Origin of the sequence: Pseudoroseomonas cervicalis, assembly GCF_030818485.1 — a bacterium.
Lineage (GTDB): Bacteria > Pseudomonadota > Alphaproteobacteria > Acetobacterales > Acetobacteraceae > Pseudoroseomonas > Pseudoroseomonas cervicalis_A.
Window position 1 is genome coordinate 749,312 of sequence record NZ_JAUTAJ010000004.1, and the last position, 24,899, is coordinate 774,210.

At 72.1% G+C, this 24,899-nt stretch carries 23 protein-coding genes; 14 read left to right on the top strand and 9 right to left on the bottom strand.

Annotation, left to right across the window (positions count from 1 at the left end; all coding sequences use genetic code 11):
* Nucleotides 1–8: 8 nt before the first annotated feature.
* Complete coding sequence (locus tag QE401_RS07380) at nt 9–2,924, bottom strand: FAD-binding and (Fe-S)-binding domain-containing protein (RefSeq protein ID WP_307137597.1); 2,916 nt, start codon at nt 2,922–2,924, stop codon at nt 9–11.
* 160 nt (nt 2,925–3,084) lie between these two features.
* On the opposite strand from QE401_RS07380, the gene QE401_RS07385 reads away from it, so the two are divergent.
* Entirely contained in the window at nt 3,085–4,269 is a 1,185-nt protein-coding gene (locus QE401_RS07385) for a pyridoxal-phosphate-dependent aminotransferase family protein (protein WP_307137598.1), read from the top strand.
* A 187-nt stretch (nt 4,270–4,456) separates the two neighbouring features.
* Here the strand turns inward: QE401_RS07385 and QE401_RS07390 are convergent, their stop codons facing one another.
* The gene (locus QE401_RS07390; protein WP_307137599.1) at nt 4,457–5,467 is read right to left on the bottom strand and encodes an LLM class flavin-dependent oxidoreductase; all 1,011 of its coding nucleotides are present in this window, start codon (nt 5,465–5,467) and stop codon (nt 4,457–4,459) included.
* A gap of 154 nt (nt 5,468–5,621) precedes the next feature.
* Here QE401_RS07390 and QE401_RS07395 point away from each other — a divergent pair, with 154 nt between their 5' ends.
* The 4 genes from QE401_RS07395 (at nt 5,622) to QE401_RS07410 (ending at nt 8,412) form a co-directional block, all read left to right on the top strand.
* Nucleotides 5,622–5,930, top strand: coding sequence for a DUF1244 domain-containing protein (locus QE401_RS07395; RefSeq protein WP_307137600.1), 309 nt, complete (start codon nt 5,622–5,624; stop codon nt 5,928–5,930).
* A 183-nt stretch (nt 5,931–6,113) separates the two neighbouring features.
* Nucleotides 6,114–6,386 carry a DUF2312 domain-containing protein gene (locus tag QE401_RS07400; protein WP_007004228.1) on the top strand — a complete coding sequence of 91 codons (273 nt, stop codon included), beginning with the start codon at nt 6,114–6,116 and terminating at the stop codon, nt 6,384–6,386.
* Nucleotides 6,387–6,637: 251 nt separating this feature from the next.
* Nucleotides 6,638–7,921, top strand: a complete 1,284-nt coding sequence (locus tag QE401_RS07405) for an MFS transporter (protein WP_307137601.1) — start codon at nt 6,638–6,640, stop codon at nt 7,919–7,921.
* Between the two features lie 320 nt (nt 7,922–8,241).
* Nucleotides 8,242–8,412 carry a hypothetical protein gene (locus QE401_RS07410; protein ID WP_307137602.1) on the top strand — a complete coding sequence of 57 codons (171 nt, stop codon included), beginning with the start codon at nt 8,242–8,244 and terminating at the stop codon, nt 8,410–8,412.
* Between the two features lie 253 nt (nt 8,413–8,665).
* Here the strand turns inward: QE401_RS07410 and QE401_RS07415 are convergent, their stop codons facing one another.
* Entirely contained in the window at nt 8,666–10,372 is a 1,707-nt protein-coding gene (locus QE401_RS07415; RefSeq protein ID WP_307137603.1) for an AMP-dependent synthetase/ligase, read from the bottom strand.
* A 275-nt stretch (nt 10,373–10,647) separates the two neighbouring features.
* On the opposite strand from QE401_RS07415, the gene QE401_RS07420 reads away from it, so the two are divergent.
* Nucleotides 10,648–12,510 carry a M3 family oligoendopeptidase gene (locus QE401_RS07420; RefSeq protein WP_307137604.1) on the top strand — a complete coding sequence of 621 codons (1,863 nt, stop codon included), beginning with the start codon at nt 10,648–10,650 and terminating at the stop codon, nt 12,508–12,510.
* Nucleotides 12,503–13,873: an ABC1 kinase family protein gene (locus QE401_RS07425; RefSeq protein ID WP_307137605.1), complete on the top strand. Its 1,371-nt coding sequence runs from the start codon at nt 12,503–12,505 to the stop codon at nt 13,871–13,873. The genes QE401_RS07420 and QE401_RS07425 overlap by 8 nt, the downstream gene beginning before the upstream one ends.
* A 129-nt stretch (nt 13,874–14,002) precedes the next feature.
* Here QE401_RS07425 and radC read toward each other — a convergent pair whose 3' ends face one another.
* The 3 genes from radC to QE401_RS07440 form a co-directional block, all read right to left on the bottom strand.
* Nucleotides 14,003–14,761: a RadC family protein gene (gene radC / locus QE401_RS07430; protein ID WP_307137606.1), complete on the bottom strand. Its 759-nt coding sequence runs from the start codon at nt 14,759–14,761 to the stop codon at nt 14,003–14,005.
* Between the two features lie 100 nt (nt 14,762–14,861).
* A complete protein-coding gene (gene map, locus QE401_RS07435) occupies nt 14,862–15,668 on the bottom strand; it encodes a type I methionyl aminopeptidase (protein WP_307137607.1) in 807 nt (268 codons plus the stop codon).
* 98 nt (nt 15,669–15,766) lie between these two features.
* Nucleotides 15,767–16,654, bottom strand: a complete 888-nt coding sequence (locus QE401_RS07440; RefSeq protein WP_307137608.1) for a methyltransferase domain-containing protein — start codon at nt 16,652–16,654, stop codon at nt 15,767–15,769.
* Nucleotides 16,655–16,742: 88 nt separating this feature from the next.
* On the opposite strand from QE401_RS07440, the gene QE401_RS07445 reads away from it, so the two are divergent.
* The 3 genes from QE401_RS07445 to QE401_RS07455 all read left to right on the top strand — a co-directional run bounded on the left by QE401_RS07445 (nt 16,743) and on the right by QE401_RS07455 (nt 18,605).
* Nucleotides 16,743–17,612 (top strand): ComF family protein, encoded by an 870-nt coding sequence (locus QE401_RS07445; protein ID WP_307137609.1) that lies wholly within the window; start codon nt 16,743–16,745, stop codon nt 17,610–17,612.
* Between the two features lie 135 nt (nt 17,613–17,747).
* Complete coding sequence (gene grxC / locus QE401_RS07450; protein WP_307137610.1) at nt 17,748–18,008, top strand: glutaredoxin 3; 261 nt, start codon at nt 17,748–17,750, stop codon at nt 18,006–18,008.
* An 81-nt stretch (nt 18,009–18,089) separates the two neighbouring features.
* Nucleotides 18,090–18,605, top strand: coding sequence for a DUF1178 family protein (locus QE401_RS07455; protein WP_373461426.1), 516 nt, complete (start codon nt 18,090–18,092; stop codon nt 18,603–18,605).
* Nucleotides 18,606–18,607: 2 nt separating this feature from the next.
* On the opposite strand, the gene QE401_RS07460 is transcribed toward QE401_RS07455, so the two are convergent.
* Nucleotides 18,608–19,114 carry a VOC family protein gene (locus QE401_RS07460; RefSeq protein WP_307140197.1) on the bottom strand — a complete coding sequence of 169 codons (507 nt, stop codon included), beginning with the start codon at nt 19,112–19,114 and terminating at the stop codon, nt 18,608–18,610.
* Nucleotides 19,115–19,204: 90 nt separating this feature from the next.
* Entirely contained in the window at nt 19,205–19,678 is a 474-nt protein-coding gene (locus QE401_RS07465) for a MarR family winged helix-turn-helix transcriptional regulator (RefSeq protein ID WP_307137611.1), read from the bottom strand.
* A gap of 138 nt (nt 19,679–19,816) precedes the next feature.
* Between QE401_RS07465 and QE401_RS07470 the strand changes: the two genes are divergently transcribed.
* Entirely contained in the window at nt 19,817–20,239 is a 423-nt protein-coding gene (locus QE401_RS07470; RefSeq protein ID WP_307137612.1) for an organic hydroperoxide resistance protein, read from the top strand.
* Nucleotides 20,240–20,356: 117 nt separating this feature from the next.
* Here the strand turns inward: QE401_RS07470 and ubiG are convergent, their stop codons facing one another.
* The gene (gene ubiG, locus QE401_RS07475; RefSeq protein WP_307137613.1) at nt 20,357–21,085 is read right to left on the bottom strand and encodes a bifunctional 2-polyprenyl-6-hydroxyphenol methylase/3-demethylubiquinol 3-O-methyltransferase UbiG; all 729 of its coding nucleotides are present in this window, start codon (nt 21,083–21,085) and stop codon (nt 20,357–20,359) included.
* Between the two features lie 143 nt (nt 21,086–21,228).
* Between ubiG and QE401_RS07480 the strand changes: the two genes are divergently transcribed.
* From QE401_RS07480 to QE401_RS07490, 3 genes are all read left to right on the top strand, one after another.
* Entirely contained in the window at nt 21,229–22,449 is a 1,221-nt protein-coding gene (locus QE401_RS07480; RefSeq protein WP_307137614.1) for an aspartate kinase, read from the top strand.
* A 2-nt stretch (nt 22,450–22,451) separates the two neighbouring features.
* A complete protein-coding gene (locus QE401_RS07485; RefSeq protein ID WP_373461427.1) occupies nt 22,452–23,492 on the top strand; it encodes an NAD(P)H-dependent flavin oxidoreductase in 1,041 nt (346 codons plus the stop codon).
* Between the two features lie 117 nt (nt 23,493–23,609).
* Nucleotides 23,610–24,779, top strand: a complete 1,170-nt coding sequence (locus QE401_RS07490; RefSeq protein ID WP_307137615.1) for a helix-turn-helix domain-containing protein — start codon at nt 23,610–23,612, stop codon at nt 24,777–24,779.
* The last annotated feature ends 120 nt before the right edge of the window (nt 24,780–24,899 follow it).

Below are 24,899 nucleotides of genomic sequence, written 5' to 3' on the forward strand. Positions count from 1 at the left end.
CGGGCCGCTCATTGCGGGCGCAGCGCGCGCGCCAGGAGCTGCACCGAATGCAGCGCCGTGCGGCCCGAGAGATCGCGGATCTGGTGCCGGCAGGAGGTGCCATCGGCGATGATGACATCCTCCGCGCCGGCGGCGCGGATGGCGGGCATGAGGGAAAGTTCGGCCATGGCCTTGCTGGTCTCCAGGTTCTTCGCCTCATAGCCGAAGCTGCCGGCCATGCCACAGCAGGAAGAGGCGATCGGCGTCACCTCCAGCCCCGGGATTTTCCGCAGGACCTGCACGGCGGCGGGGAAGGCGCCGAAGGCCTTCTGGTGGCAATGGCCATGGATATGCGCTCGCGCCGTGCCGGTGGCGTGCAGCGGCAGCTGGTCGCCCTCCTTCGCCAGGAACTCGCTCAGCAGCATGGCGCGGTCCGCCAGCTTGCGGCTCTCCTCGCCCGGCAACAGCGACAGAAACTCGTCGCGCAGCGTGGTCAGGCAGGAGGGTTCCAGCCCGATCACCGGCGCGTCGCTGGCGGAGAGCGCCTCCAGCGTGCGGCGCGCCTCCTCCCGCGCGCGGTCGACCATGCCGGCGGCGAGGTAGGAGCGGCCGCAGCAGAGCGGCCGGCCGGAGGCGGCGCGCGCCGGCCGCACGCGGTAGCCCGCCCGGCCCAGCACCAGCACCGCGTCGCGCAGCACCTCGGGCTCCATGGAGCGGTTGAAGCTGTCGGCGAAGAGCAGCACCTCGCGCTTCGGCCCGGCCGTCACCGCCTCGGCATCGCGGAAGGGGCGGGGGCTGAAATGCGGCAGGCTGCGCCCGGCGGCGAGGCCGAGGAAGCGCTCCGACAGCTTCGCCAAAAGCGGCACGCGGTCGCGCAGCGCCGGCAGCCAGGGGGCGCGGCTGGCCCAGGGCGCCCAGCGCGGCAGCGAGGCGATCAGCCGGTCCTTCAGCGACAGCCCGTGCCTGCGGGCGCGGGCGTGCTGCACCTCGATCTTCATCTTCGCCATGTCGACGCCGGTCGGGCATTCGCGCTTGCAGCCCTTGCAGGAGACACAGAGGGAGAGCGCCTCCGCCACCTCCTCGCCGGCCAGCGCGTCGGGGCCGAGCTGCCCGGTCAGCGCCAGGCGCAGCGTGTTGGCGCGGCCGCGCGTCAGATGCTGCTCGTCCCGCGTGACGCGGTAGGAGGGGCACATGACATTGGCGTCGAATTTCCGGCAGGTGCCGTTGTTGTTGCACATCTCCACCGCGCCGAGGAAACCGCCCTGCGGCCCCGGCCAGGCGGACCAGTCCAGCGCCGGCGTCACCGCGGGGTCGGCGCGGTAGTCGGGCGGGTAGCGGAACAGGCTGCGGTCATCCATGCGCGGCGGGCGGACGACGCGGCCGGGATTCATCAGCCCGGCCGGATCGAAGGCGTCCTTCACCGCCTCGAAGGCGCGCACGATGCGGCTGCCGAACATCGCCTCGTGGAACTCGCTGCGGACGATGCCGTCGCCATGCTCGCCGGAATGGCTGCCCTTGTATTCGCGGACAAGCGCGAAGCATTCCTCGGCGATGGCGCGCATCTTCGCGACATCCTCGCCCTGCTTCATGTTCAGCACGGGGCGGACATGCAGGCAGCCGACGCTGGCATGGGCGTACCAGGTGCCCTTGGTGCCGTGCCGCTCGAACACCTCATTGAGCCGCTCGGTGTAGTCGGCGAGGTCCGGCAGGTCGACGGCGGTGTCCTCGATGAAGGAGACCGGCTTCCCGTCGCCCTTCATGCTCATCATGATGTTGAGGCCCGCCTCGCGCACCTCGGCGATGGCGGCCTGGAAACCGGCCTCGGTCGCGCGCACCACGGCGCCCGGATAGCCGAGATCGCCCATCATCTCGTCCAGCCGGTCCAGCTCGCCCAGCAGCGCGGCATCGTCATCGCCATGGAATTCGACGATCAGCAGCGAGTCCGGCTCGCCCAGCACGATGCGGTCGATGGTGGCGCGGTAGATCGGGATGGAACGGCCGAGATCGATCATGGTGCGATCGACCAGCTCGACCGCCTCGGGGTTCAGCGTCACCAGATGCTCGCTGGCCGCCATGGCGGCGCGGAAGCTCGGGAACTGGCAGATGCCCAGCACCTTGCGCGGCTTGATGGGCGACAGCTTCAGCTGCAGCGCGGCGGAGAAGGCGAGGGTCCCCTCGCTGCCCACCAGCAAGCGGGCGAGGTTGCCGCGGCCCGACGCGCGCGCCTCCGGCGTCAGCGCATCGATGTTGTAGCCGCCGACGCGGCGCAGCTGCTTCGGGAAGCGCGCGGCGATCTCCGCCGCCTCGCGCGTGCCGAGCGCCTCCAGCGCGCGCAGCAGGGTGGCGACACTCTCCGGCGTCTCCGCCCCCGCCTCCAGCGCCGCGCCGAAGACATGGCGCTGGCCGTCCGGCAGGATGGCGTCGACCGCGAGCACATTGTCCGCCATCAGCCCGTAGCGGATCGACTTGCTGCCGCAGGAATTGTTGCCGGCCATGCCGCCGATGGTGCAGCGCGCCCAGGTGGAGGGATCGACGGGGAAGAATTTCTTCCGGCTCTTCAGGCTGTCGTTCAGGGCGCCGAGGGTGATGCCGGGTTCCACCCAGGCGGTGCCGGCTTCCTCGTCCACCGCCAGCACGCGGCGCAGATGCTTGGTGCAGTCCAGCACCAGGGCCCGATTCACCGTCTGGCCGCACTGGCTGGTGCCGCCGCCGCGCGGCAGCACCGGCACGCCCTCCGCCCGGCAGATCGCCATGGCGGCCTCGACATCGGCGATGGTCTTCGGCACCAGAACGCCGATCGGCTCCACCTGGTAGATGCTGGCATCGGTGGCGTAGCGGCCGCGATCGGCGGGGGCGAATTTCACTTCCCCCTCGGTCTCGCGCCGCAGCCGCTCCGCCAGGGCGCTGTCCCCCGGCCGATGCTTCGCGTGATGGATGGCGTTCATGCGGCAATCCTGGCGTGTGTCGTCCCGGGCGGACCCTAGCGCGGGCGCGCCCCCCTGTCCGATCTATAATGCTCATCAATCCGACAAGGCGAACTCATTGGCGCCGGACATGGGACGGCCCGTAAGACCATCGCCAGAACCCCGAGGGGAGGAGAGATCCATGGCCTATTTCCAGTCCAAGCCGAGCGCCGGCCGGCATTTCCTGCAGATCCCGGGCCCGACCAATGTGCCGGACAAGGTGCTGCGGGCGCTGGACAACCCGACCATGGACCATCGCGGCCCGGATTTCGGCCTGCTGGGCAAGCAGCTGCTGGAGAAGGTCAAGGCCGTCTTCCAGACCACCCAGCCGGTGATCATCTACCCGGCCTCCGGCACCGGCGCCTGGGAAGCGGCGCTGGTCAACACCCTCTCCCCCGGCGACACGGTGCTGATGTGCGAGACCGGGCAGTTCGCCTTCCTCTGGCGCGAGATGGCCGAGCGGCTGGGGCTGAAGCCGGAGCTGATCCAGACCGATTGGCGCCGCGCGGTGGATGTGCCCGGCATCGCGGCGAAGCTGCGCGCCGATACCGGCCACGCCATCAAGGCGGTCTGCGTCGTGCACAATGAGACCTCGACCGGCTGCACCAGCCGCATCGACGAGGTGCGCGCGGCGCTGGACGAGGCCGGCCACCCGGCGCTGCTGCTGGTCGACACCATCTCCTCCCTCGGCAGCATCGACTACCGGCATGATGAATGGGGCGTCGATGTCACCGTCGCCGGTAGCCAGAAGGGGCTGATGCTGCCGCCCGGCCTGTCCTTCAATGCCATCAGCCCGAAGGCGCTGAAGGCGTCGGAGAGTGCCAAGCTGCCGCGCAGCTTCTGGGACTGGAAGCCGATGCTGGCCTCCAACGCCACCGGCTACTTCCCCTACACCCCGGCCACCAACATGCTCTACGCGCTGGACACGGCGCTGGACCTGCTGCTGGCCGAGGGGCTGCAGAATGTCTTTGCCCGCCATGACCGCCATGCCGAGGCGACGCGCCGCGCCGTGCGCGCCTGGGGCCTGGAGGTGCAGTGCGAAGATCCGCGGCACTATTCCTCGGCGCTGACCGCGGTGCGGCTGCCGGAGGGGCATTCGGCCAATGCGCTGCGCGCCGCCATCCTGGAGAAGTTCAACATGAGCCTGGGCAATGGCCTGGGCCGGCTGAACGACCGGGTGTTCCGCATCGGCCATCTGGGCGATTTCAACGACCTGGCGCTGATGGGCACGCTGAGCGGCGTCGAGATGGGGCTGCGCATCGCCGGCGTCCCGCACCAGCCGGGCGGGGTGAAGGCGGCGATGGATTACCTGTCGGGCAATGCCTGAATGCGGGGGGGAAGAATGAATTCTTCCCCCTTTCCTTCAGGCTGCCGCCGTCTGCCGGCCAGGCGGGACGCTTCGCTGGGCCGGAGCGGCCCGGCGAAGTGGAGCGCCTCCCGTCCCGGCCATGACCGGCAGCCGACAGAAAAAGGGGAATTCATTCCCCTGCGCCTTTTTGCTCTGGCTGCCAGCCTCAGCCGGCCACCGGCTCCCCGATCAGCTCCCGGCACACCTCGGCGCCGATGCTGTAGGAGCGCAGCCTGGCGTCGTGGTCGTAGATCATGCCGGTCAGCATCAGCTCGTCCACCTGGGTGCGCTCCAGGAACTCGGCGATCTGGCGCTTCACCGTCTCCCGGCTGCCCACCGCCGAGCAGGCGAGGGAATTGCCCACGCCGGCCCATTCGGCCTCGCGCTGCAGGGCGGGCACATCCTCGGCCGGCGGCGGCAGCTTGCCCGGCGTGCCGCGCCGCAGGTTGAGGAATTGCTGCTGCAGCGAGGTGAAGAGGCGCGCGCCTTCCTCATCCGTCTCGGCGGCGAAGAGGTTCATCGCCGCCATGCTGTAGGGCTTGTCCAGCTGCGCCGAGGGGCGGAAGCCCTCGCGGTAGATCTCCAGCGCCTGCATCATCGCCTGCGGCGCGAAATGCGAGGCGAAGGCGAAGGGCAGGCCGAGCGCCGCCGCCAGTTGCGCCGAATACAGGCTGGAGCCGAGCAGCCAGATCGGGACCTCCATGCCGGCGCCGGGCACGGCGCGCACCGGCTGGCCGTCCCGCACCGGGGCGAACCATTGCTGCAGCTCCACCACATCCTGGGGGAAGCTGTCGGCCTCGCCGGAGAGGTTGCGGCGCAGCGCGCGGGCGGTGCGCATATCGGTGCCGGGCGCGCGGCCGAGGCCGAGATCGATGCGGCCGGGGAACAGCGCGTTCAGCGTGCCGAACTGCTCGGCCACCATCAGCGGCGCGTGGTTGGGCAGCATGATGCCGCCCGAGCCCACGCGGATGCTGCGGGTGCCGGCGGCCACATGGCCGATCACCACGGCGGTGGCGGCGCTGGCGATGCCGGGCATGTTGTGGTGCTCGGCCAGCCAGAAGCGGTGATAGCCCAGTGCCTCGGCATGCTGGGCGAGTTCGCGGGACTGGTGGAAGGCGTCGGCGGCTTCCTCGCCCTGCTTGATCGGGGCGAGGTCGAGGACGGAATAGCGGATCATCATGATGGCTCCCACAGGGGGTGCGAAGGCGGGGCCGGCGCGCGGGCCGGCGGGTCGGGTCCGATATGGGGAGCGGGCAGGGCGAAGGGCAGGGGTGCTTGGCAGCCATGCCCCTCCCACCCCAATTTGGGGGCAGCCAAGGAGAGCCAGAGCCATGACCCCTGAGATCGACGCCGCCACCCGCACCGAGCTGGAGGCCGCCGCCTTCCGCCGCCTGGTCGAGCATCTGCGCGAGCGCAGCGATGTGCAGAATATCGACCTGATGAACCTGGCGGGCTTCTGCCGCAACTGCCTCAGCCGCTGGTACCGCGAGGCCGCCGAGGCGCGCGGCATCGCCCTGCCGGACCCGGCGGCGCGGGAGATCGTCTACGGTATGCCCTATAAGGAGTGGCAGGCGAAGCACCAGAAGGAGGCGACGCCGGAGCAGAAGGCGGCCTTCGCCGCGCAGAACCCGGGCCATTGAGGCCGGGCTGCCGCCCGGCGGCCATGTCCCGGCCCCGGGCGGCGCTCGCGAGACTGCGCCATTGAGGAACCGCCGCCGGCCGCGCTATACCCCGCCGCCTCGGCCCTCGGGCGGGCCTGGCCTGCCTGGGGAAAATCGCGCGGCGGGCCAAGGGCTTGCCGCTGGAACTTACGGAGCGGCTTGATGTCCGACGCGGCGGAACACGAGGAACAGGACACCGAGGTCGGCGGCATCGCCGCGGACCGGCTCCGCTCGATCATCGAGCGGGTGGAGCGGCTGGAGGAGGAGCGCAAGGCGCTCGCCGACGACATCAAGGACATCTTCGCCGAGGCGAAGTCGGCCGGGTTCGAGGTCAAGGTGATCCGCCAGATCATCCGCCTGCGCAAGCAGGAGCCGGCCGAGGTGGAGGAGCAGGAGACGCTGCTCGACCTCTACCGCCGCGCCCTCGGCATGTGAGCGGGCGGGGCGGGCCTGGTCCCGCCCCGCCGAACGGCCCGGCCCGACGCCGGGCCGGCCGCCGGCGCCGCGCCCCGGCCGCGGACGGGATCCCGGCCGGGGACAAGTTTCTGTCACCCCGGCGGGGCTTGAACCGGGCGGCCCATGGCCCTTTTCTGCCGGGCGCGTCCGGCCCGAAACCGGGCCGCCCAGCCGCACCGCCTCCGCCGCCGGCTGGCCTTCCAGCCTGCCCCCAGCGCCGGAGTCCGCCCTTGCGCGCCACGCCTCTCGTCAACACCCTCGTCACCGTGCTGGCCCTGCTCTTCGGCTATGCGCTGCTGCAGATGGGCAACACGCTGCAATCCTCGCTGCTCACCGTGCGCGGCGGGCTGGAGGGGTTCAGCGCCACCGAGATCGGCCTGGTCGGCAGCGGCTTCTATCTCGGGCTGATGGCGGGGTCGCTGCGCGGCGAGCGGCTGGTGCAGGCGGTGGGCCACACCCGCGCCTTCGCGGCGCTGGCGGCCATCGCCTCCTCGGTGCCGCTGCTGCATCTGATGCTGGTCGATCCCTGGCTCTGGCCGCTGGGGCGGGCGCTGACCGGCTTCTGCTTCGCCGGGCTGTTCATCGTGGTGGAAAGCTGGCTGAACGGCGCCGCCGCCTCGGCGGTGCGCGGCCAGCTGCTCAGCATCTATGGCATGACCGGCATGATCGCCGGCGTCGCCGGTCAGATGCTGCTGACCACGGCCAGCCCGCGCGGCTTCGTGCTGTTCTGCCTGATCTCGATGATCATCTCCTTCGCCCTGGTCCCGGTGGTGTTGTCGCGCGCCCAGGCGCCCTCCGACCCGGGCGGCGAGGCGCGGCGGCTCGACCTGCGCTGGCTCTACGCGCTGTCGCCCTTCGGCGTGGTGGCGGCCTTCCTGGTCGGGGTCAGCACGGCGTCCTACTATTCGCTGGGGCCGCTCTTCGCCCAGCGGCTGGGGCTGCCGGCGGGGCAGGTGGCGGTGTTCATGGCCTGCGGCTCGCTGGGCGGCTTCATCGCCACCTGGCCGATGGGCTGGCTGTCCGACCGCATCGACCGGCGCGGGCTGATCGTCGGGCTGACGCTGGTGGCCGCCGCGGCGCTGCTGGCCATGGTGCTGCTGGTGCCCGACCACCCGCCGATCTGGATGACCTTCAGCCTGGTGGCGCTGTTCGGCGCGCTGGTGATCCCGACCTACAGCCTGGTGCTGGCGCATGTGAACGACCATGTGCCGCCGGGCGGCTTCGCCGCCGCCTCGGGCGGGCTGCTGATCCTGTGGGGCGCGGGTTCCGCCCTCGGCCCGGTGCTGGGCGGCTTCGCCATGTCCTGGCTGGGCAATGCCGGGCTGGGCTGGCTGATCCTCTCGGCCCAGGCCGGCATCGCGGTCTGGGGGCTGTGGCGCATGCGCCGCCGCGCCGCGCCGCAGGAGAAGGAGAGCTTCCTGGTCATGCCGGTGCAGCCGGTCACCACCACCCTGGTGGCGGTGGCGGAGGATGCCGCCATCGACCGCAAGGAAGCCGAGGCGGCGCAGCCCTGAGGCGCGCGGGCCGGCCGCGCCGCCGGCCCCGCTTGCGCCGCAGGAGCGAGGAAACGCCCCGCTTCGCAAACCAGGGGTTGCGGAGGGGCGGCCGAGCGCCTATCTGCTGTCCAAGGCCGCCGGAAGGCGTGCCCCGGGCCGCCCAGGCCCGGACAGCCGACCACCGCCAGAGCGGTGGCGGCGTCGCAGGATTTTCCTGCAACCTTTTGCCCCGCATCGGGTTTTTGGCCGGCATGAGACCGGCCACGATCGCGGACACCCTGACAACCCAACGACGTGACCGGGTGGCGCCAACCATGCGCCGCGTCCCGGAGAAAGATATGTATCTGAACAAGCACATCCCCACCCCGGCCGAGACCGCGATGAGCGCGGCGACCGTGGTGAACGAACCCCGCCAGGCCGTGGCGGCGCCGAAGCTGTCGCAGCAGGCGCTGACGGCCGGCCTGTCCCAGGCGGAGATCCGCCGGCTGGTGCTCGACACCATCGGCTGAGGCCCCGCAGGGCCTGGGCCGTGGGGGCAGACCCCACGGCCGGCATGCCGGGCGGAGCAACCGCCCGGACCAAGTTTTCAGCCCGGGCGGTGCGCCGCCCGGGCATGGCCTCCCCGGCGGCAGAGACGCCGGGATGATGGCCAGGCCGGGCGGCAGGACTCTCCGGCGGGTGGCGCGGGCAACGGCCCGGCGCACCCCACAAAAAAGGGGCGGCAGCGCCGCCCCCCTTCCGCAAACCGCCGACAGAAACGCCCTACTCGTAGAGCCGGGCGATCTGCGCCTCATGGTCGCGCAGCACGATGCGCCGCTTCACCTTCATGGTCGGCGTCATCTGGCCATTCTCCACGGTGAAGGGCGGCACCAGCGCGAAATGCCGGATCCGCTCCACGCCCGACAATTTGCCGTTCACCCGGCGCAGGGCGGCGGCCACCGCCGGCTCGTCCTGCTTGTCGGCCGGCACCAGCAGGGCGCTCAGCGCCGGGCGGCCTTCGCCGGCCACCACCGCCTGGGCGATCTCCGGCTCGGCCATCAGCAGGCTTTCCAGCCGGGCGGGGCTCACCATCTCGCCGCCCAGCGTCTTGATGAAGTCGCGCTTGCGGTCGGTGATGCGCAGCCGGCCCTCCACCAGCTCCCCCACATCGCCGGTGTGCAGCCAGCCCTCCTCGCCATCGGGCAGGGCGCGCACCGATTGCGCCGTGGCCTCGGGCTGGTTCCAGTAGCCATCCATCACCAGCTCGCCGCGCACCAGCACCTCGCCATCCTCGGCGATGCGCAAGCTGACGCCCGGCAGCGGCCGGCCGACCGAGCGGCGGTCATTGTCCCAGGGGACATTGACGCTGATCACCGGCCCGGCCTCGGTCTGGCCATAGCCCTGCAGCACCGGCAGGCCGAGCGCGATGAAGAAGCCGGAGAGATCCGGATCCAGCCGCGCGCCCCCCGAGACCATGGCGACCAGCCTTCCGCCGAAGCGGGCGCGCACCTTGGCGCGCACCAGCCGGTCCAGGATCGGGTCCTGCAGCCGCTCGCCCAGGCTCAGCCGCTCCCCCTCCAGCCGCTTCATGCCGATGCGGCTGGTGCGCTCGAACAGCGCGCGGTTGAAGCTGGACTGCTTCTCCAGCCCGGCCAGCAGCCGGGCGCGCAGCACCTCGAACAGCCGCGGCACGGCGGTCAGCACATGCGGGCGGATCTCGGCCAGCTCGGCCGAGAGCTTCTCGGCGCCGCGGCTGAACACCACCTCCATGCCGAAGGAGCACAGCAGGTAGATCACCGTGTGCTCATAGGCGTGGCTGAGCGGCAGGAAGGAGAGGTAGCAGGCATCTGGCGGCAGCTTCAGCTGGCGGATGAAATCGGTGATGCCGCGGCGGTTGGCCAGCATGGCGCGGTGCGGCAGCATCACCCCCTTGGGCGGGCCGCCGGTGCCGGAGGTGTAGATCAGGCAGGCCAGCCGCCCGGCCGGGATATGCTCCACCTCGGCATAGAGCATGGCGAGATCGCCGCGGGTCTCGGCCAGCTCGGACCAGGGCGTGGTGCCGGGGCTGTCCTCCATGCTGACCAGCAGGTCCAGCCCGCCGATGCCGGCGGCCTCGGCCACGCTCTGCGCCAGGCGGGCGGTGGAGACGATGGCCGCGCGCGCCCCGGAATCGCGCAGCAGATGCGCATGGTCGGCCAGCGTGTTGGTGGTGTAGCCGGGCACGGTGACGGCGCCGATCGCCATCACCGCCATGTCGGCCACCAGGAATTCGGGGCGGTTCTCCGCCACCAGCACCACCCGGTCGCCAGGGCAGATGCCGCGGGCGCGCAAGGCCGCGGCGACGGCGGCGACCTGCAGGGCGAAATCCGCCCAGCTCAGGCTGCGCCAGGCGCCGCCGCGCCAGTAGCGCAGCATCGGCCGGTCGGGCCAGGAGCGGGCCTGGCCCAGGATCAGGGCCGGCAGGCTGGTCCAGTGTTCCTCAGCGGGCATCGGGCAAGCGGTGTCCTCTGGCAGCGGCGGCGAAGGGAAAGGGACGCGGTCGGAAAGGCGGTGTCATGCCGCGAAGTTGCGCAGCCGGCCGGGGCCGGTGCGGGCGCGCCCCGGTGCCGTGCCGGGCGAAGTGTCGCCGCCGGTCTGGCGCCGGCTGGGCAGGCAAAAGCCGCGCCCCGGGCGGGATGCGGCGCAGGATCGGGCAGGGGGGCGCTTGGCCTGCCCGCTCAGGGGCTTATATCGGGAGGAGCAGAACCACAACCGCAAGGCGTCCCGTGCAGCTTTCCCATCTACGCCCCGCCCCCCACGACACGGCCGCCCGCCAGGGCGGGAGCGGCGAGGCCGGGTCGCTCCCGGTCTGGGATCTGTCCGATCTCTATGCCGGCTCCGGCGATCCGCGGCTGGCCGCCGATCTCGACCGCGCCGAGGCCGAGGCGCGCGCCTTCCACGAGGCCCATGCCGGCAAACTGGAAAAAATGTCCGGCGACGCCCTGGCCGAGGCCATCGCGACCTATGAGCGGATCGAGGAGGTGCTGGGCCGGGTGATGTCCTATGCCTCGCTGGTCTTCGCCGGCGATGCGCAGGATGCCGCCAATGGCCGCTTCTACCAGACCATGCAGGAGCGGGTGACGGCGATCTCCAGCCACACCCTGTTCTTCAGCCTGGAGCTGAACAAGCTCGAGGAGGCGGTGCTGGAGAAGAAGATCGCCGGCTCGAAGGCGCTGGCCCGCTGGCAGCCCTTCCTGCGCGACCTGCGCGTCTTCCGCCCGCACCAGCTCTCCGACGAGGTCGAGCGCCTGCTGCACGAGAAGGAGGTGACCGGCCGCGCCGCCTGGAACCGCCTGTTCGATGAGACCATCGCCGGCATGGAGGTGAAGGTCGGGGACGAGGTGCTGAACGTCTCCGGCGCGCTGAACAAGCTCTCCGACCGCGACCGCGCGGTGCGCGAGGCGGCGGCCCGGGGCGTCTCCGCCGCCTTCGGCGAGAAGGCGCGGCTGTTCACCCTGATCACCAACACCCTGGCGAAGGACAAGGAGATCATCGACGGCTGGCGGAACTATCCGCGCCCCGGCAGCAGCCGCAACCGCGCCAACATGGTCGAGGATGCGGTGGTGGACGCGCTGGTCGACGCCGTCGTCGCCAGCTTCCCGGCGCTGTCGCACCGCTACTACGCGATGAAGGCGAAGTGGCTCGGCCTGCCCAAGCTGCAGCATTGGGACCGCAACGCCCCCCTGCCGGCCGAGGATGACAGCGACATCCCCTGGGATGCGGCGCGCGACCGGGTGCTCAAGGCCTATCACGGCTTCAGCCCGGAGCTGGGGCGGATCGGGAAGGAATTCTTCGACAAGCCCTGGATCGACGCGGCGCTGCGGCCGGGCAAGGCCTCCGGCGCCTTCGCGCACCCCACCGTGCCCTCGGCGCATCCCTATCTGCTGCTGAACTACCACGGCAAGGCGCGCGACGTGATGACGCTGGCGCATGAGCTGGGCCATGGCGTGCACCAGGTGCTGGCGGCCGACCAGGGCTATCTGATGTCCGGCACGCCGCTGACCCTGGCCGAGACGGCCTCGGTCTTCGGCGAGATGCTGACCTTCCGCGCCGTGCTGGATGCCGAGACCGACCCGAAGCGGCGCCGCGCCCTGCTGGCCGGCAAGGTCGAGGACATGCTGAACACGGTGGTCCGCCAGATCGCCTTCTACCGCTTCGAGACCCTGCTGCACGATGCCCGCCGCAAGGGCGAGCTGTCGCGCGAGGAGATCGGCGCGCTGTGGATGCAGGTGCAGGTGGAGAGCCTCGGCCCGGCCTTCGAGTTCACGCCGGATTACGAGATCTACTGGTCCTACATCCCGCACTTCATCCACACGCCCTTCTATGTCTACGCCTACGCCTTCGGCGACTGCCTGGTGAACGCGCTCTACGGCGTGTTCCAGGAGGGCAGCGTGAAGGATTTCCAGCAGAAATATCTGGAGCTGCTGAAGGCCGGCGGCACGCTGCGGCACAAGGAGCTGCTGGCGCCCTTCGGGCTCGACGCCTCGGACCCCGCCTTCTGGCACAAGGGGCTGAACGTCATCGCCGGCTTCATCGATGAGCTGGAGCGCGCCGATGGGCGCGACGAATTGGAGCGCGAGGATGGCTGAGGAGCGCGAGGGCAGTTCCCTGTTCGGTGAGCTGCGGCGGATGGCGCGCACCTCCGGCGCGGTGGGCGGCATCGCCGCCCGCGTGGCGGGGGAGCGTTTCCTCGGCATCAAGACCGACCGCACGGCGCATGCCGGCGACCTGAAGGCGGTGCTGGGCGGGCTGAAGGGCCCGCTGATGAAGGTCGCCCAGTTCCTGACCACCATCCCCAACGCCCTGCCGAAGGAATACGCGGCCGAGCTGGCGGCGCTGCAGGCCAACGCCCCGCCGATGGGCTGGGCCTTCGTCCGCCGCCGCATGGCCAGCGAGCTGGGCCCCGACTGGCAGAGCCGCTTCGCCAGTTTCGGCCAGGAGGCCTCGGCCGCCGCCAGCCTGGGGCAGGTGCATCGCGCCACCCTGCCGGATGGAAGGCTGGTCGCCTGCAAGCTGCAATACCCGGACATGCCGAGCGTGGTGGAGGCCGATCTCCGCCAGCTGAAGCTCGCCATGAACGTCTTCGCCCGGATGGACGACGCCATCCAGCATGACGATGTCTATGTCGAGCTGTGCGACCGGCTGCGCGAGGAGCTGGATTACGAGCGCGAGGCGGCGCAGATGCGGCTCTACAACCGCATGCTGGCCGATGAGCCGACGGTGCGCACGCCGGAGCCGATCGAGGGCTATTGCAGCAAGCGGCTGCTGACCATGAGCTGGCTGGATGGCCGGCCGATCCTGGACCGGCTGGCCGAGGACCCCTCGCAGGAGGAGCGCGACGCCTATGCCACCGCGCTGTTCCGCGCCTGGTACGTGCCCTTCTACCGCTATGGCGTGATCCATGGCGACCCGCATCTGGGCAACTACCAGGTGCGGCAGCCGACCGAGGCCAGCCCGGCCGGCATCAACCTGCTCGATTACGGCGCCATCCGCGTCTTCCCGGCGAGCTTCCTGCGCGGCGTGGTCATGCTGTACGAGGCGCTGCGCGACAACGACCAGGACAAGGCCGCCGAGGCCTATCGCATCTGGGGCTTCACCGATCTCTCCAAGGAGAAGATGGAGGTGCTCGGCCTCTGGGCGAAGTTCCTGCACGAGCCGCTGCTGGATGACCGGGTGCGGCCGATCCAGGAGAGCGACGACCCGGATTTCGGCCGCAAGGTCGCGGCCGAGGTGCATGCCGGGCTGAAGCGCACCGGCGGCGTGCGGCCGCCGCGGGAATTCGTGCTGGTGGATCGCGGCGCGGTCGGGCTGGGTAGCGCCTTCCTGCGGCTGAATGCGCGGCTGAACTGGCACCGCCTGTTCAACGAGCTGATCGAGGGCTTCGACGCCGATAAGCTGGCGGAGCGGCAGCAGGCGGCGCTGCGCGAGGCGGGGGTGCCGCCTGTTGTTTAATTTCTTCTTTTTCTGAAGAAAAAGAAGCAAAAAGACTTCTTTCAGTTTGGCGTCCCGCCTCAGGCTATCAGCGGGACGCCAACTGAAAGAAGGTTTTTGGTTCTTTTTTCAAAAAGAACCCTTTGCTTTCTACAGTAAACCTGTCGCCCTGAATGACAGATGCCGCCCATTGCCCACGATCAGATGGTCATGCAGCACGATGCCGAGCGTGGCGGCGGCGGCGCGGATCTCGGCGGTCATCTCGATATCCGCCTGGCTGGGGGTGGGGTCGCCGCTGGGGTGGTTGTGCACCAGGATCAGCGCGGTGGCCTGCAGCTCCAGGCAGCGCTTCACCACCTCCCGCGGATAGACGGGGGTGTGGTTGACCGTGCCGCGCGCCTGGGCCTCGTCGGCGATCAGGCGGTTGCGGCTGTCGAGGAACAGGATGCGGAACTGCTCCACCCGCTCCCGCGCCAGGGCGGCGTTGAGATAGCCGGTCAGCTTCTCCCAGTTGCTCAGCACGGGCCGGTCCATCACCTCGGCCCGCATCAGGCGCAGCGCGGAGGCCTGGGCGGTCTTCAGCGCGGCGATGCCGGCCTCGCCCAGCCCCTCCACCTGGCGCAGCTCGGTGGCGGGGGCGGAAAGTGCATTGGCGAAGCTGCCGAAGCGGGCCAGCAGCGCGCGCGCCACCGGCTTGGTGTCGCGCCGGGGCAGGGCCAGGAACAGCAGCATCTCGATCAGCTCGTGATCGGCCAGCGCGTCGGGGCCGGCCTGCAGCAGCCGCGCGCGCATCCGGGCGCGGTGGCCCTCGGCGGCGGAGGCCAGCGGCCGCGACACCGGCGCGCCATCGAACTCGATCAGCGTCGGCAGGCCGATGGCCGCCTCCGCCATGCCGCGCATCTTGCGCATGGGACGCCCTCCCTCGCCCCAAGGTTGAGCGGGGCGGGGGAGAATTGTCCAGCAAAGAGCGATCAGGCGGTGCCGGACACCGCCCGGGGCAGGTTTCGGCTCAGGCCGCGTAGGGCGGCTTGTGCAGGCCGGCGGGGGAGTAGGTGAAGACCTCGCAGCCGGTCTCGGTCACGCCCACCATATGCTCGAACTGGGCGGAGAGGCTGCGGTCGCGGGTGACGGCGGTCCAGCCATCATCCAGCACCTTCACGTCGGGCTTGCCGATATTCACCATGGGCTCGATGGTGAAGAACATGCCGGGCTTCAGCACCGCGCCCTCGCCGGGGCGGCCGAAATGCAGCACGTTGGGCGCGGCGTGGAAGGTGCGGCCGATGCCATGGCCGCAGAAATCGCGCACCACGCCGAAGCGCTGCTTCTCGACATAGCTCTGGATGGCGTGGCCGATATCGCCCAGCCGCGCGCCCGGCTTCACCGCGGCGATGCCGCGCAGCAGGCTCTCATAGGTGACGTCGAGCAGCAGCTTGGCCTTGGTGCTGGCCTGGCCGGCCACATACATGCGGCTGGTGTCGCCATACCAGCCATCCAGGATGACGGTGACGTCGATGTTCAGGATGTCGCCATCCTGCAGCGCCTTCGGCCCCGGGATGCCGTGGCAGACCACGTGGTTGATCGAGATGCAGGTCGATTTCGGATAGCCCCGGTAGCCGAGGCAGGCCGAGATGGCGCCATTGTCGCGGATGAACTGGTCGCAGAGATCGTCCAGCCGCTCGGTGGTGACACCCGGCTTCACATGGGGGGTGATCATGTCCAGCGTCGCTGCGGCCAGCTGGCCGGCGCGACGCATCCCCTCGAAATCTTCCGGCGCGTGCAGCGTGATCCGCCGCGCCTCGGCACCCGATTGTTCCATGACGCAGGAAGATGCGCGGGCCCGGCGCCGGTTGCAAGGCGCGGCGCGCGCGGGGCAGGGCTACGCGGCGGAGAGGGCGGGGCCTGCCCGGCGGGCCGTCAATGCGGCTTCTCGCCGCTGCGGTGCTCCACCGTGCCCAGCGCCGAGGCCAGCGAGACCTGGCCGCTGCCGCGCGGCGCCGGCTGCGGCTGGTTCGGCCCCGGCGCCCAGCCGGTCAGGGTCAGCAGCTCCAGCGACACCGGCAGCAGCCCCTCCGGGTCCAGGGGCAGGGCGCCGAGCGCCAGCGGGAACAGGGCGCGGGGCGGGGTGCGCGGGTCGCGCGCCAGCACGGCGTTGCTCTCGCCGGCCGCCTGCAGGTCGCGCAGCAGGGCCAGCGGGGTGCGGTAGCGCAGCCCGATGCGCTCGCGGTCGGCCACCGGCATGGCGAAGCCGGCGCGCTGCAGCAGGGCGGCGCCGTCGCGCAACTCGGGGAAGGGGGAGATGCGCGGGCTGAGCCCGTCGCGCAGCCCGGATTCGGCCGTGGCCAGGGCCTCGCGCAGCTTCTGCAGCGTGCCGAGCGCCGGCAGCGAGGCCAGGAACAGCCCGTCCGGCGCCAGCGCCCGGCGGATCTGCAGCAGCGTGCCGGGCAGGTCGTTCACCCAGTGCAGCGACAGGCTGGCCACCACCAGGTCGAAGCTGCCGGGGGCGAAGGGCAGCCATTCCTCATCCCCCGCCAGCGGCAGCCCGCCGGCGCGGCGCGCCATGCCGGGGGCGAGGTCCATGGAGATCACGCATTCCACCCCGCGCGCCCGCAGCGCCGGCGCCACCACACCCCGGCCGCCGAGGTCGAGGGCGCGGGCGAAGCGCCGGGTGGTGTCGTCCAGCCGGTCCAGCAGCCGCTCGGCCGCGTCCTCCAGCACCGGGGCGACGCGGTCGATGCCGGGGGCCGCGCGCTCGCGGCGCCGCCGCACCAGGGACCGGTCGAAGACCTGCATGGCATCGCTCATGCGCGTCAGGTGCGGCATCGCCCGGCGCGGCGCAAGTCCGGTTGCGGCCTGGCCGGATAGGACGATAGGCTCACGAAATGGTGAGGTCATGCCCGCCCCACGCCCCGGCGGGGGCATCCTGATGCCGGGCTGGCGCGGCCTGGCGCGGCTCGGCCGGCGCTGGGATATCCGCCATTGGGGCGCCCGGCTGGGCGGCGCGGCGCTGGATCTGGTGCTGCCGCCGCGCTGCCTGTCCTGCGGCGAGGCGGTGCTGGAACAGGGCACGCTCTGCGCCGAATGCTTCCGCGCCACGCCGCTGATCGCGCCGCCCTGCTGCGACCGCTGCGGCGTGCCCTTCCTGCATGCCGGCCAGGGCGAGCGCCCGGCGCGGGACCCGCTGGCCCCGCGCGGCGGCGCGCCACTCTGCCCGCGCTGCCTGGCGTCGCCCCCGGCCTATGGACAGGCGCGCGCCGCCTATTGGTACGGGGAGGGGGCGAAGCGCCTGATCCTCGGCCTGAAATATGCCGACCGGACGGAGCTGGCCGGGCCGCTGGCGCGGCAGATGGCGCAGGCCGGCGCGCCGCTGCTGGCGCGGGCCGAGCTGATCCTGCCGGTGCCGCTGCATCGCTGGCGGCTGCTCGGCCGCCGCTACAACCAGGCGGCGCTGCTGGCCGCGGCCCTGTCGCGCCGCTCCGGCCGCCCCTGGGCGCCCGACCTGCTGCGCCGCACCCGCCGCACCGCGCCGCTGGGCGAGCGCGGCGCGGCCGAGCGTGCCGCGGCGCTGGAAGGCGCCTTCGCTCTGGCGCGTGGCGCCGCTCCGCGCATCGCCGGGCGGCGGCTGCTGCTGGTGGATGACGTGCTCACCTCCGGCGCCACCGCCTCGGCCTGCGCGGAGGTGCTGTTGCGGCATGGCGCGGCGAGGGTCGATGTGCTGGCCGCCGCCCGGGTGCCGGATGCCGCCCTGCTGCGCGAGGGCTGAGCGGCCGCGCGCCACGCGCGTTTTCCCGCGCTCCGCGCCCTCCTCCCCGCGCTTCGCACTCTCCCTGCGCTTCGCGCATGGCTTCGCTGCCGCAACGCTCTTGACCGGGGGCGCGGCGGCGCCGATGTGTCATGCATGGCCAAGGTCGAAATCTACACCACCGCGTTCTGCCCCTATTGCTCGCGCGCCAAGCTGCTGCTCGGCCGCAAGGGCGTCGGCTTCACCGAATACGACGCGCCGAACGGTTCGCCGGAGCGGCAGGATGCGATCCGCCGCTCGGGCGGGCGCACCACCGTGCCGCAGATCTTCATCGGCGATCAGGCGATCGGCGGCTGCGACGACCTCTTCGCGCTGGACCGGGCGGGCAAGCTGGATCCGCTGCTGCAGGCGGGCTAAGGGGCGCGCCCCCGGCGCAGCGCACCGCGCCGGGGCGGCCAGGAGAGGCTTCCGCCGCAGGCGCGGGCCCGGCGGGCGGGGGTGCGGCAGGATGAACCGGACCAGGGCATGATCCACTACCAGCTCCGCTGCGACCAGGACCACGGCTTCGATGGCTGGTACAAGGACAGCGCGGCCTTCGAGAAACTGGCCGCGGCAAGGCTGATCGACTGCCCGGTCTGCGGCAGCGACAAGGTGCAGCGCGCGCTGATGGCGCCGGCCATCGCCCGGACGCGCGACGCCGCCCCGCCGCCGGCCGAGGCCCCGGCCGCCGCGCCGCCTGCCGCCCCGCCGGCGCCGCCGCCCGGCGCGCCGCAGGCCGCCGCCGGGCCGATGCCGGCGCAGCTGGTCGCCCTGCTGCAGCGCATGCGCGCCGAGGTGGAGAAGAGCTGCGACTATGTCGGCAGCGATTTCGCCGAGGAGGCGCGCCGCATGCATCGCGGCGAGAGCGAGCGGCGCGGCATCTATGGCGAGACCAGCGATGCCGAGGCCGAGGCGCTGAACGAGGAGGGCATCGACATCGCCCGCCTGCCCTGGGTGCCGCGCGCCGACGGCTGAGGCTAGCCGGCCGACCCGGCGGCCTGCCCCGGGCTGGTCCCTGCGTCGCTCCCTGCGCCGCTCCCTGGGCCGGTCTCCGGGCCGGCGGGGGCGGCGAAGCGCACCCGGCCCTCGGCATCGATCGGCCAGTCCGGGTTCCAGGCGATCTCCCAGGCATGGCCGTCCGGATCGGCGACATAGCCGCGCAGGCCGCCATGCGGCGGCGCCTCGGCGGCGCGCAGCAGCATGCCGCCGCTGGCCGCCAGCCGCTCCAGCAGCGGCTGCACCTCCGACGGGCCGGCGACATTGTGCGCCAGGGTGAAGCCCGAGGAGGTGGCCGGCATGGTGCGGCGCAGATCCTCCTCCAGCGCCTCGCGCTGCCACAGGCCGAGCACGAAGCCGTTCATCTGGTAGAACAGGATGCCGGGTGCCTCGAAGACCGGCTGCCAGCCGAAGCCCTTGGCATAGAAGCGCCGGGCGCGGTCCGGATCGGCGACGCCCAGGGTGATCACCGCCACGCTCTGCTGCACCAAGGCCCGCGCTCCCTCTCCCGGGCGACAGGCTAGCAGCGGCGCTGCCGGATGCCACCGCCCCGCCATGGCGGCGGGGTCACGAGGCGGTCAGCCGGCGGCCATCGGCCCGGGCGCCGCGACCTCCGCCTCCCGCAGCCGGGAGGCCAGCAGCCGCAGCGTGTCGCGCAGCTGGGCCAGCTCCGCGGCCGGCAGGCCGGCGGCGCAGCGCAGCACGCCCGGAATCGCCGCCGCCACCGGGCGCAGCGCCTCGCCCTTCGGCGTCAGCCGGATGCGGACGATGCGGGCATCGCGCGCGTCGCGCTGGCGCGTCACCCAGCCGGCCGCCTCCATGCGCTTCAGCAGCGGCGTCAGCGTGCCGCTGTCGAGGAACAGCCGCTCGCCCAGCTCGCGCACCGAGCGGTCATCGCCCTCCCAGAGCTGCAGCAGCACCAGATATTGCGGATAGGTCAGCCCGTGCGGCTCCAGCAGCGGGCGATAGGTCTGCCCGAAGGCATGCGCCGCCGCATAGACGGCGAAGCAGAGCTGCTCCTCGAGCGGCAGCGGGGCGGGGATATCGGTCACGGGCGGGCTCCTGTCTCCGTGAAGATATATAGCGCACAATGGGATTGACAATGGATCGTGGGCAATTAGATTGTGCGCAACTGAACGCCGCCCTGGCGTTCGGCCCCAGACCGACCACGACCCATCCGGAGATGAGCCATGAAGATCCTGTACCGCACCCGCGCCACCGCCACCGGCGGCCGTGACGGTTCCGCCCGCAGCGAGGACGGGCTGCTCGATGTCCGCCTGGCCGCGCCCAGGGAGCTGGGCGGCGCCGGCGGCGCCACCAACCCCGAGCAGCTCTTTGCCGCCGGCTATTCCGCCTGCTTCATCGGCGCCATGAAGTTCGTGGCCGGGCAGCAGAAGCTCGCCCTGCCGGCCGATGTCTCGGTCACCGCCGAGGTCGGCATCGGCCCGCGCGACGATGGCGAGGGTTTCGGGCTCGAAGTGGTGCTGAACATCGCCCTGCCGGGGCTGGAGCAGGCGGCGGCCGATGCGCTGGTCGAGCGCGCCCACCGCGTCTGCCCCTACAGCCACGCGACGCGCGGCAATATCAGCGTGGCCAGCAAGGTCACGGTCTGAGCCGAAGGCGGCGGCGGGGCAGGCCCTGCCGCCCTGGCCGGCGGGGAGAAGCCCCGCCGGCCGCGCGGGGGCGGCGGGACGGTGAGAACCCTCTCCCGCCGGCCGCCGCGGGTCGTGTCAGTCGCGCCGCGCCGCGACGATGTAGTTGATCCCGACATCGCGGCTCTCGCGCCATTGCCGCCCGCCCAGGCTGGCGGTCATGCCGGCAATGTCGGTCACGCGCAGCCCGGCGCGGCGCGCCTCCGCCCCCAGCTCGGCCGGGGTGACGAACATCCGCCAGTCATGCGTGCCGCGCGGCAGCAGCCGCGCCACATATTCCGCGCCGAGCTTGGCGAACAGGAAGGAACGCGGCGTGCGGTTCAGGGTGGAGAGGAACACCATCCCCCCCGGCCTCACCACCGCCGCCAGCGCCGCCAGGAAGGCGGCGCGGTCGCTGACATGCTCGATCACCTCGAGCGAGACCACGGCGTCGTAGCGGCGCCCCTCGGCCGCCAGCGCCTCCGGCGTCGCCTGGCGGTATTCGATGGCGAGCCCCGATTGCGCCGCATGGGCGCGCGCCGCTTGCAGCGCCCCGGGCGCCGCGTCGATCCCGGTGACGCGGGCGCCGAGCCGCGCCAGGCCCTCGCTGGCCAGCCCCGCGCCGCAGCCGACATCGAGGATCTCGAGCCCGGACAGCGCCTCGCCCGGCCGGCCCTGGGCGGCGGCCAGGCGGCGGGCGATCCAGCCACAGCGCAGCGGGTTCATCCGGTGCAGCGGCGCCATCGGCCCCGACGGGTCCCACCAGCCGCCGGCCAGCGCGTCGAATTTGGCGATCTCGCCCGGCAGGGCGGTGGTCTCGGCGGTCATGGCGCGGTCTCCGGGCTCGGGCGGGGCGGGGCCGCGTGCGTTCGCGGTTGCGGCCTCGCCCGCTCGCCGTTATCTGTCCCAGCCCCGCGCCGGCCGCAACCGTGGCCGGTCTCATTCTCGGACCCCGATCCTTCAGAGCCCGCATGGCACGCATCGTGATGAAGTTCGGCGGCACGTCCGTCGCCGACCTGGACCGTATCCGCAACGTCGCCAACCGGGTGAAACGGGAAGTGGATGCGGGCAATGAGGTGGCGGTGGTGGTCTCCGCCATGTCCGGCGTCACCAACCAGCTGGTGAAATGGTGCCAGGAGCTTTCGCCTCTGCACGACGCGCGGGAATACGATACCGTCGTCGCCACGGGCGAGCAGGTGACGATCGGGCTGCTGGCCATCGCGCTGCAGACCATCGGCGTCGATGCCCGCTCCTGGCAGGGCTGGCAGGTGCCGATCCTGACCGATGGCGCGCATGGCAAGGCGCGGGTCGAGGAGATCAAGGGCGAGGCGCTGATCGAGCGCATGCGGGCCGGCCAGGTGCCGGTGGTGGCGGGCTTCCAGGGCATCGGCCCGGACAACCGCGTCACCACCCTCGGCCGCGGCGGCTCCGACCTCTCGGCGGTGGCGATCGCCGCGGCGGTGAAGGCGGATCGCTGCGACATCTACACGGATGTCGACGGCATCTACACCACCGACCCGCGCATCGTGCCGCGCGCGCGCAAGCTGCCGGCGGTCGCTTATGAGGAGATGCTGGAACTGGCCTCGGTCGGCGCCAAGGTGCTGCAGACCCGGTCGGTGGAACTGGCGATGAAGCAGCGGGTCCGGGTGCAGGTGCTGTCCTCCTTCGAGGACAAGCCGGGCTCGATGGTCGTGGATGAGGATGAGATCGTGGAACAGCCGCTGGTGACGGGCGTCGCCTATTCCCGCGACGAGGCGAAGGTGACGCTGCGCCGGGTGCCGGACAAGCCCGGCATCGCGGCCGAGGTGTTCGGCCCGCTCTCGGCCGCCAATGTCAATGTCGACATGATCGTGCAGAATCTGGGCGCCGACGGCACCACCGACATGACCTTCACCGTCGGCAAGACCGACCTGCCGCGCGCCCGCGACGTGCTGGAGAAGGCCCGCCCGACCATCGGCTTTGAGACGGTGATCGCCGATCCGGAGGTCGCCAAGATCTCCATCGTCGGCATCGGCATGCGCAGCCATGCCGGCGTCGCCGCCACCATGTTCAAGACGCTGGCGGAGAAGGGCATCAACATCCAGGTGATCTCGACCTCCGAGATCAAGACCTCGGTCCTGGTCGGCGCCGAGTATACCGAGCTCGCGGTGCGTGCCCTGCACAGCGCCTATGGGCTGGATTCGGAAGGCTGAGCATGGATTCGCAGACTGACCTGGCCCCCGGGGCTGGCGCCATCGACGCGCTGATGGCCCGGGGCGCGGCCTTCCTGGGCACCGAATACGCCATCCTGGGCGGCGCGATGAGCTGGGTCAGCGAGCGCAACCTGGTGGCCGCCCTCTCCAATGCCGGCGCCTTCGGTGTCATCGCCTGCGGCGCGATGATGCCGGACCGCCTGGCCGAGGAGATCGCGGCGACCCAGGCGCTGACGGACAAGCCCTTCGGCGTGAACCTGATCACCATGCATCCGAACCTGCTGGAGCTGGTGCAGGTCTGCCTGGACGCGAAGGTCGGCCATATCGTCTTCGCCGGCGGCATCCCGCCCGGGCCCGCCATCAAGGCGGCCAAGGAGGGCGGCGCCAAGGTCATCTGCTTCGCGCCCGCTTTGGCGCTGGCCAAGAAGCTGGTGCGCTCCGGCGCCGATGCGCTGGTGATCGAGGGCTCCGAGGCCGGCGGCCATATCGGCCCGGTCAGCCTGACGGTACTGGCGCAGGAGATCCTGCCGCATATCCGCGACGTGCCGGTCTTCGTCGCCGGCGGCATCGGCCGCGGCGAGGCCATCCTCTCCTATCTGGAGATGGGCGCGGCCGGCGTGCAGCTCGGCACGCGCTTCGTCTGCGCGTCCGAATGCGTGGCGCATCCGAACTTCAAGCGCGCCTTCCTGCGCGGCGCGGCGCGCGACGCGCTGCCCACCGTGCAGCTCGACGAGAATTTCCCGGTGATCCCGGTGCGCGCCCTGCAGAATGAGGGCACCAAGCGCTTCCTGGAGCATCAGGCGGCGGTCATCGCCCGCTTCAAGGCGGGCGAGGTGACCAAGGAGGCCGGCCAGCTCGAGATCGAGCATTTCTGGGCCGGCGCGCTGCGCCGCGCCGTGGTCGATGGCGATGTCGAGCAGGGCAGCCTGATGGCCGGCCAGAGCGTCGGCCTGGTGACCAAGGAGCAGCCGGCGGCCGAGATCATCGCCGAGCTGCTGGACCAGGCGCGCGCCGCCCTGCTGGCCCGCCGCGCGGGCGTCTGACGCGGGATCGGGCGGCGGCCGGCCGGGCGCGCCGCCCGCCGGTCCGCCCCGCCCGTCGCCGCACCTCACCGCAATTCGGTTTGCCGCGCGACGCGCGGCGCGATAGGTGTTCTCCGCGTGCCCTACGACCTCAAACGCCTTCCCCGGTCCGACAGCCAGCCCGCCGAGGCCGCGCGGGTGGGCGAGGAATTGCGCGAGGCGCGGCTCGCTTTGGGCGTGAGCCTGGAGGAGCTGGCCGACCAGCTGCGCATCAACCGCCGCTACCTGGCCGCCCTGGAAGAGGGGCGGGTGCGCGACCTGCCGGGTGTCGCCTATGGCACCGGCTTCGTGCGCAGCTACGCCCAGTCCATGGGCCTGGACGCGCCGGATCTGGTGCGCCGCTTCCGCGAGGGCGCCGGCGGCGCCAGCCGCCCCAAGGACCTCGTCTTCCCCGAACCGGTGCCGGATCGCGGCGTGCCGGCGGGGGCGGTGATCCTGCTCGGCGCCGTGCTGGCGATCGGCGGCTATGCCGCGTGGTACCAGTGGAGCGGCTCGGCCGAGCGCAGCGTGGATTCGGTGCCGGTCCTGCCGCCGCGCCTGGAGCAGAGCGCGCGCGAGGCCGGCCTGCCGCCGCTGCCCAATGGCAGCGCGGGCGGCGCCGGCGCGCCCTCCGGCGCTGCCCCGGGCGCTCCGGCCGCGCCCGGCGCCCCGCCGGCGGCGGCGCCCCAGGGCCCGGCGTCCCAGGGCACGGCGCCTCAGGCTGCGGCGCCCAATGCCACGCCGGCCCAGCCCGGCGGCCCGGCCCCGAACGCCGCCGCGCCGCGCGGCACCGCCCCGGCGGCGCCCCAGCAGGGCACGGCCCCCGGCCAGACGCCCGGCGCCACCGCCCCGGTCGCGCCCGGCGTGACCGGCCCCGGCACGCAGAATGGCGCGCCCATCGCCCCCGGCACCACCGGCGCGCCGGCGGCGCCCGCCCCGCCGCCGCTGGCGCCCTCCGGCACCGCCGAGGCGCCGGCCGGCAATGGCCAGGGCATCGTGCTGCGGGCCAGCCAGGATTCCTGGGTGCAGGTGCGCGATTCGCGCAGCGGCCGGGTGGTGTTCAGCCGCGTGCTGCGCCCGGGCGAGACCTATGAGGTGCCGCAGGCGCCCAATCTGGTGCTGACCACCGGCAAGGCCGAGGCCCTGGCGATCGAGGTGGGCGGCGTGCCGAGCCCGGCCATGACCGACCAGGTCGGCGTGCGGCGCGACATCCCGCTGGACGCCGCCCGGCTGCGCGAGGCCCAGCCCGGCCAGCTGCCCAGCCGCTAGCGCCGCGCCGGCGGTCCCGCCCGGCCCCGCGCGGGGCGCGGGCGGGCTCCGCCGCCGGCATGGCTTGGCCAGCCGCCGCTCTGCTGCCATATCGGCCCCATGCCCCAGCGGAAGGCCTGA

What these genes read in the sequence shown, in the direction of transcription:
- QE401_RS07380 (WP_307137597.1), bottom strand. Translation starts at nt 2,924, where the DNA reads ATGAACGCCATCCATCACGCGAAGCATCGGCCGGGGGACAGCGCCCTG.
- QE401_RS07400 (WP_007004228.1), top strand. Translation starts at nt 6,114, where the DNA reads ATGTCCGACGCGGCGGAACACGAGGAACAGGACACCGAGGTCGGCGGC.
- QE401_RS07440 (WP_307137608.1), bottom strand. Translation starts at nt 16,654, where the DNA reads ATGAGCGATGCCATGCAGGTCTTCGACCGGTCCCTGGTGCGGCGGCGC.
- QE401_RS07485 (WP_373461427.1), top strand. Translation starts at nt 22,452, where the DNA reads ATGGATTCGCAGACTGACCTGGCCCCCGGGGCTGGCGCCATCGACGCG.
- QE401_RS07480 (WP_307137614.1), top strand. Translation starts at nt 21,229, where the DNA reads ATGGCACGCATCGTGATGAAGTTCGGCGGCACGTCCGTCGCCGACCTG.
- QE401_RS07410 (WP_307137602.1), top strand. Translation starts at nt 8,242, where the DNA reads ATGTATCTGAACAAGCACATCCCCACCCCGGCCGAGACCGCGATGAGC.
- grxC (WP_307137610.1), top strand. Translation starts at nt 17,748, where the DNA reads ATGGCCAAGGTCGAAATCTACACCACCGCGTTCTGCCCCTATTGCTCG.
- QE401_RS07470 (WP_307137612.1), top strand. Translation starts at nt 19,817, where the DNA reads ATGAAGATCCTGTACCGCACCCGCGCCACCGCCACCGGCGGCCGTGAC.
- map (WP_307137607.1), bottom strand. Translation starts at nt 15,668, where the DNA reads ATGGAACAATCGGGTGCCGAGGCGCGGCGGATCACGCTGCACGCGCCG.
- ubiG (WP_307137613.1), bottom strand. Translation starts at nt 21,085, where the DNA reads ATGACCGCCGAGACCACCGCCCTGCCGGGCGAGATCGCCAAATTCGAC.
- QE401_RS07395 (WP_307137600.1), top strand. Translation starts at nt 5,622, where the DNA reads ATGACCCCTGAGATCGACGCCGCCACCCGCACCGAGCTGGAGGCCGCC.
- QE401_RS07415 (WP_307137603.1), bottom strand. Translation starts at nt 10,372, where the DNA reads ATGCCCGCTGAGGAACACTGGACCAGCCTGCCGGCCCTGATCCTGGGC.
- QE401_RS07425 (WP_307137605.1), top strand. Translation starts at nt 12,503, where the DNA reads ATGGCTGAGGAGCGCGAGGGCAGTTCCCTGTTCGGTGAGCTGCGGCGG.
- radC (WP_307137606.1), bottom strand. Translation starts at nt 14,761, where the DNA reads ATGCGCAAGATGCGCGGCATGGCGGAGGCGGCCATCGGCCTGCCGACG.
- QE401_RS07390 (WP_307137599.1), bottom strand. Translation starts at nt 5,467, where the DNA reads ATGATCCGCTATTCCGTCCTCGACCTCGCCCCGATCAAGCAGGGCGAG.
- QE401_RS07445 (WP_307137609.1), top strand. Translation starts at nt 16,743, where the DNA reads ATGCCCGCCCCACGCCCCGGCGGGGGCATCCTGATGCCGGGCTGGCGC.
- QE401_RS07385 (WP_307137598.1), top strand. Translation starts at nt 3,085, where the DNA reads ATGGCCTATTTCCAGTCCAAGCCGAGCGCCGGCCGGCATTTCCTGCAG.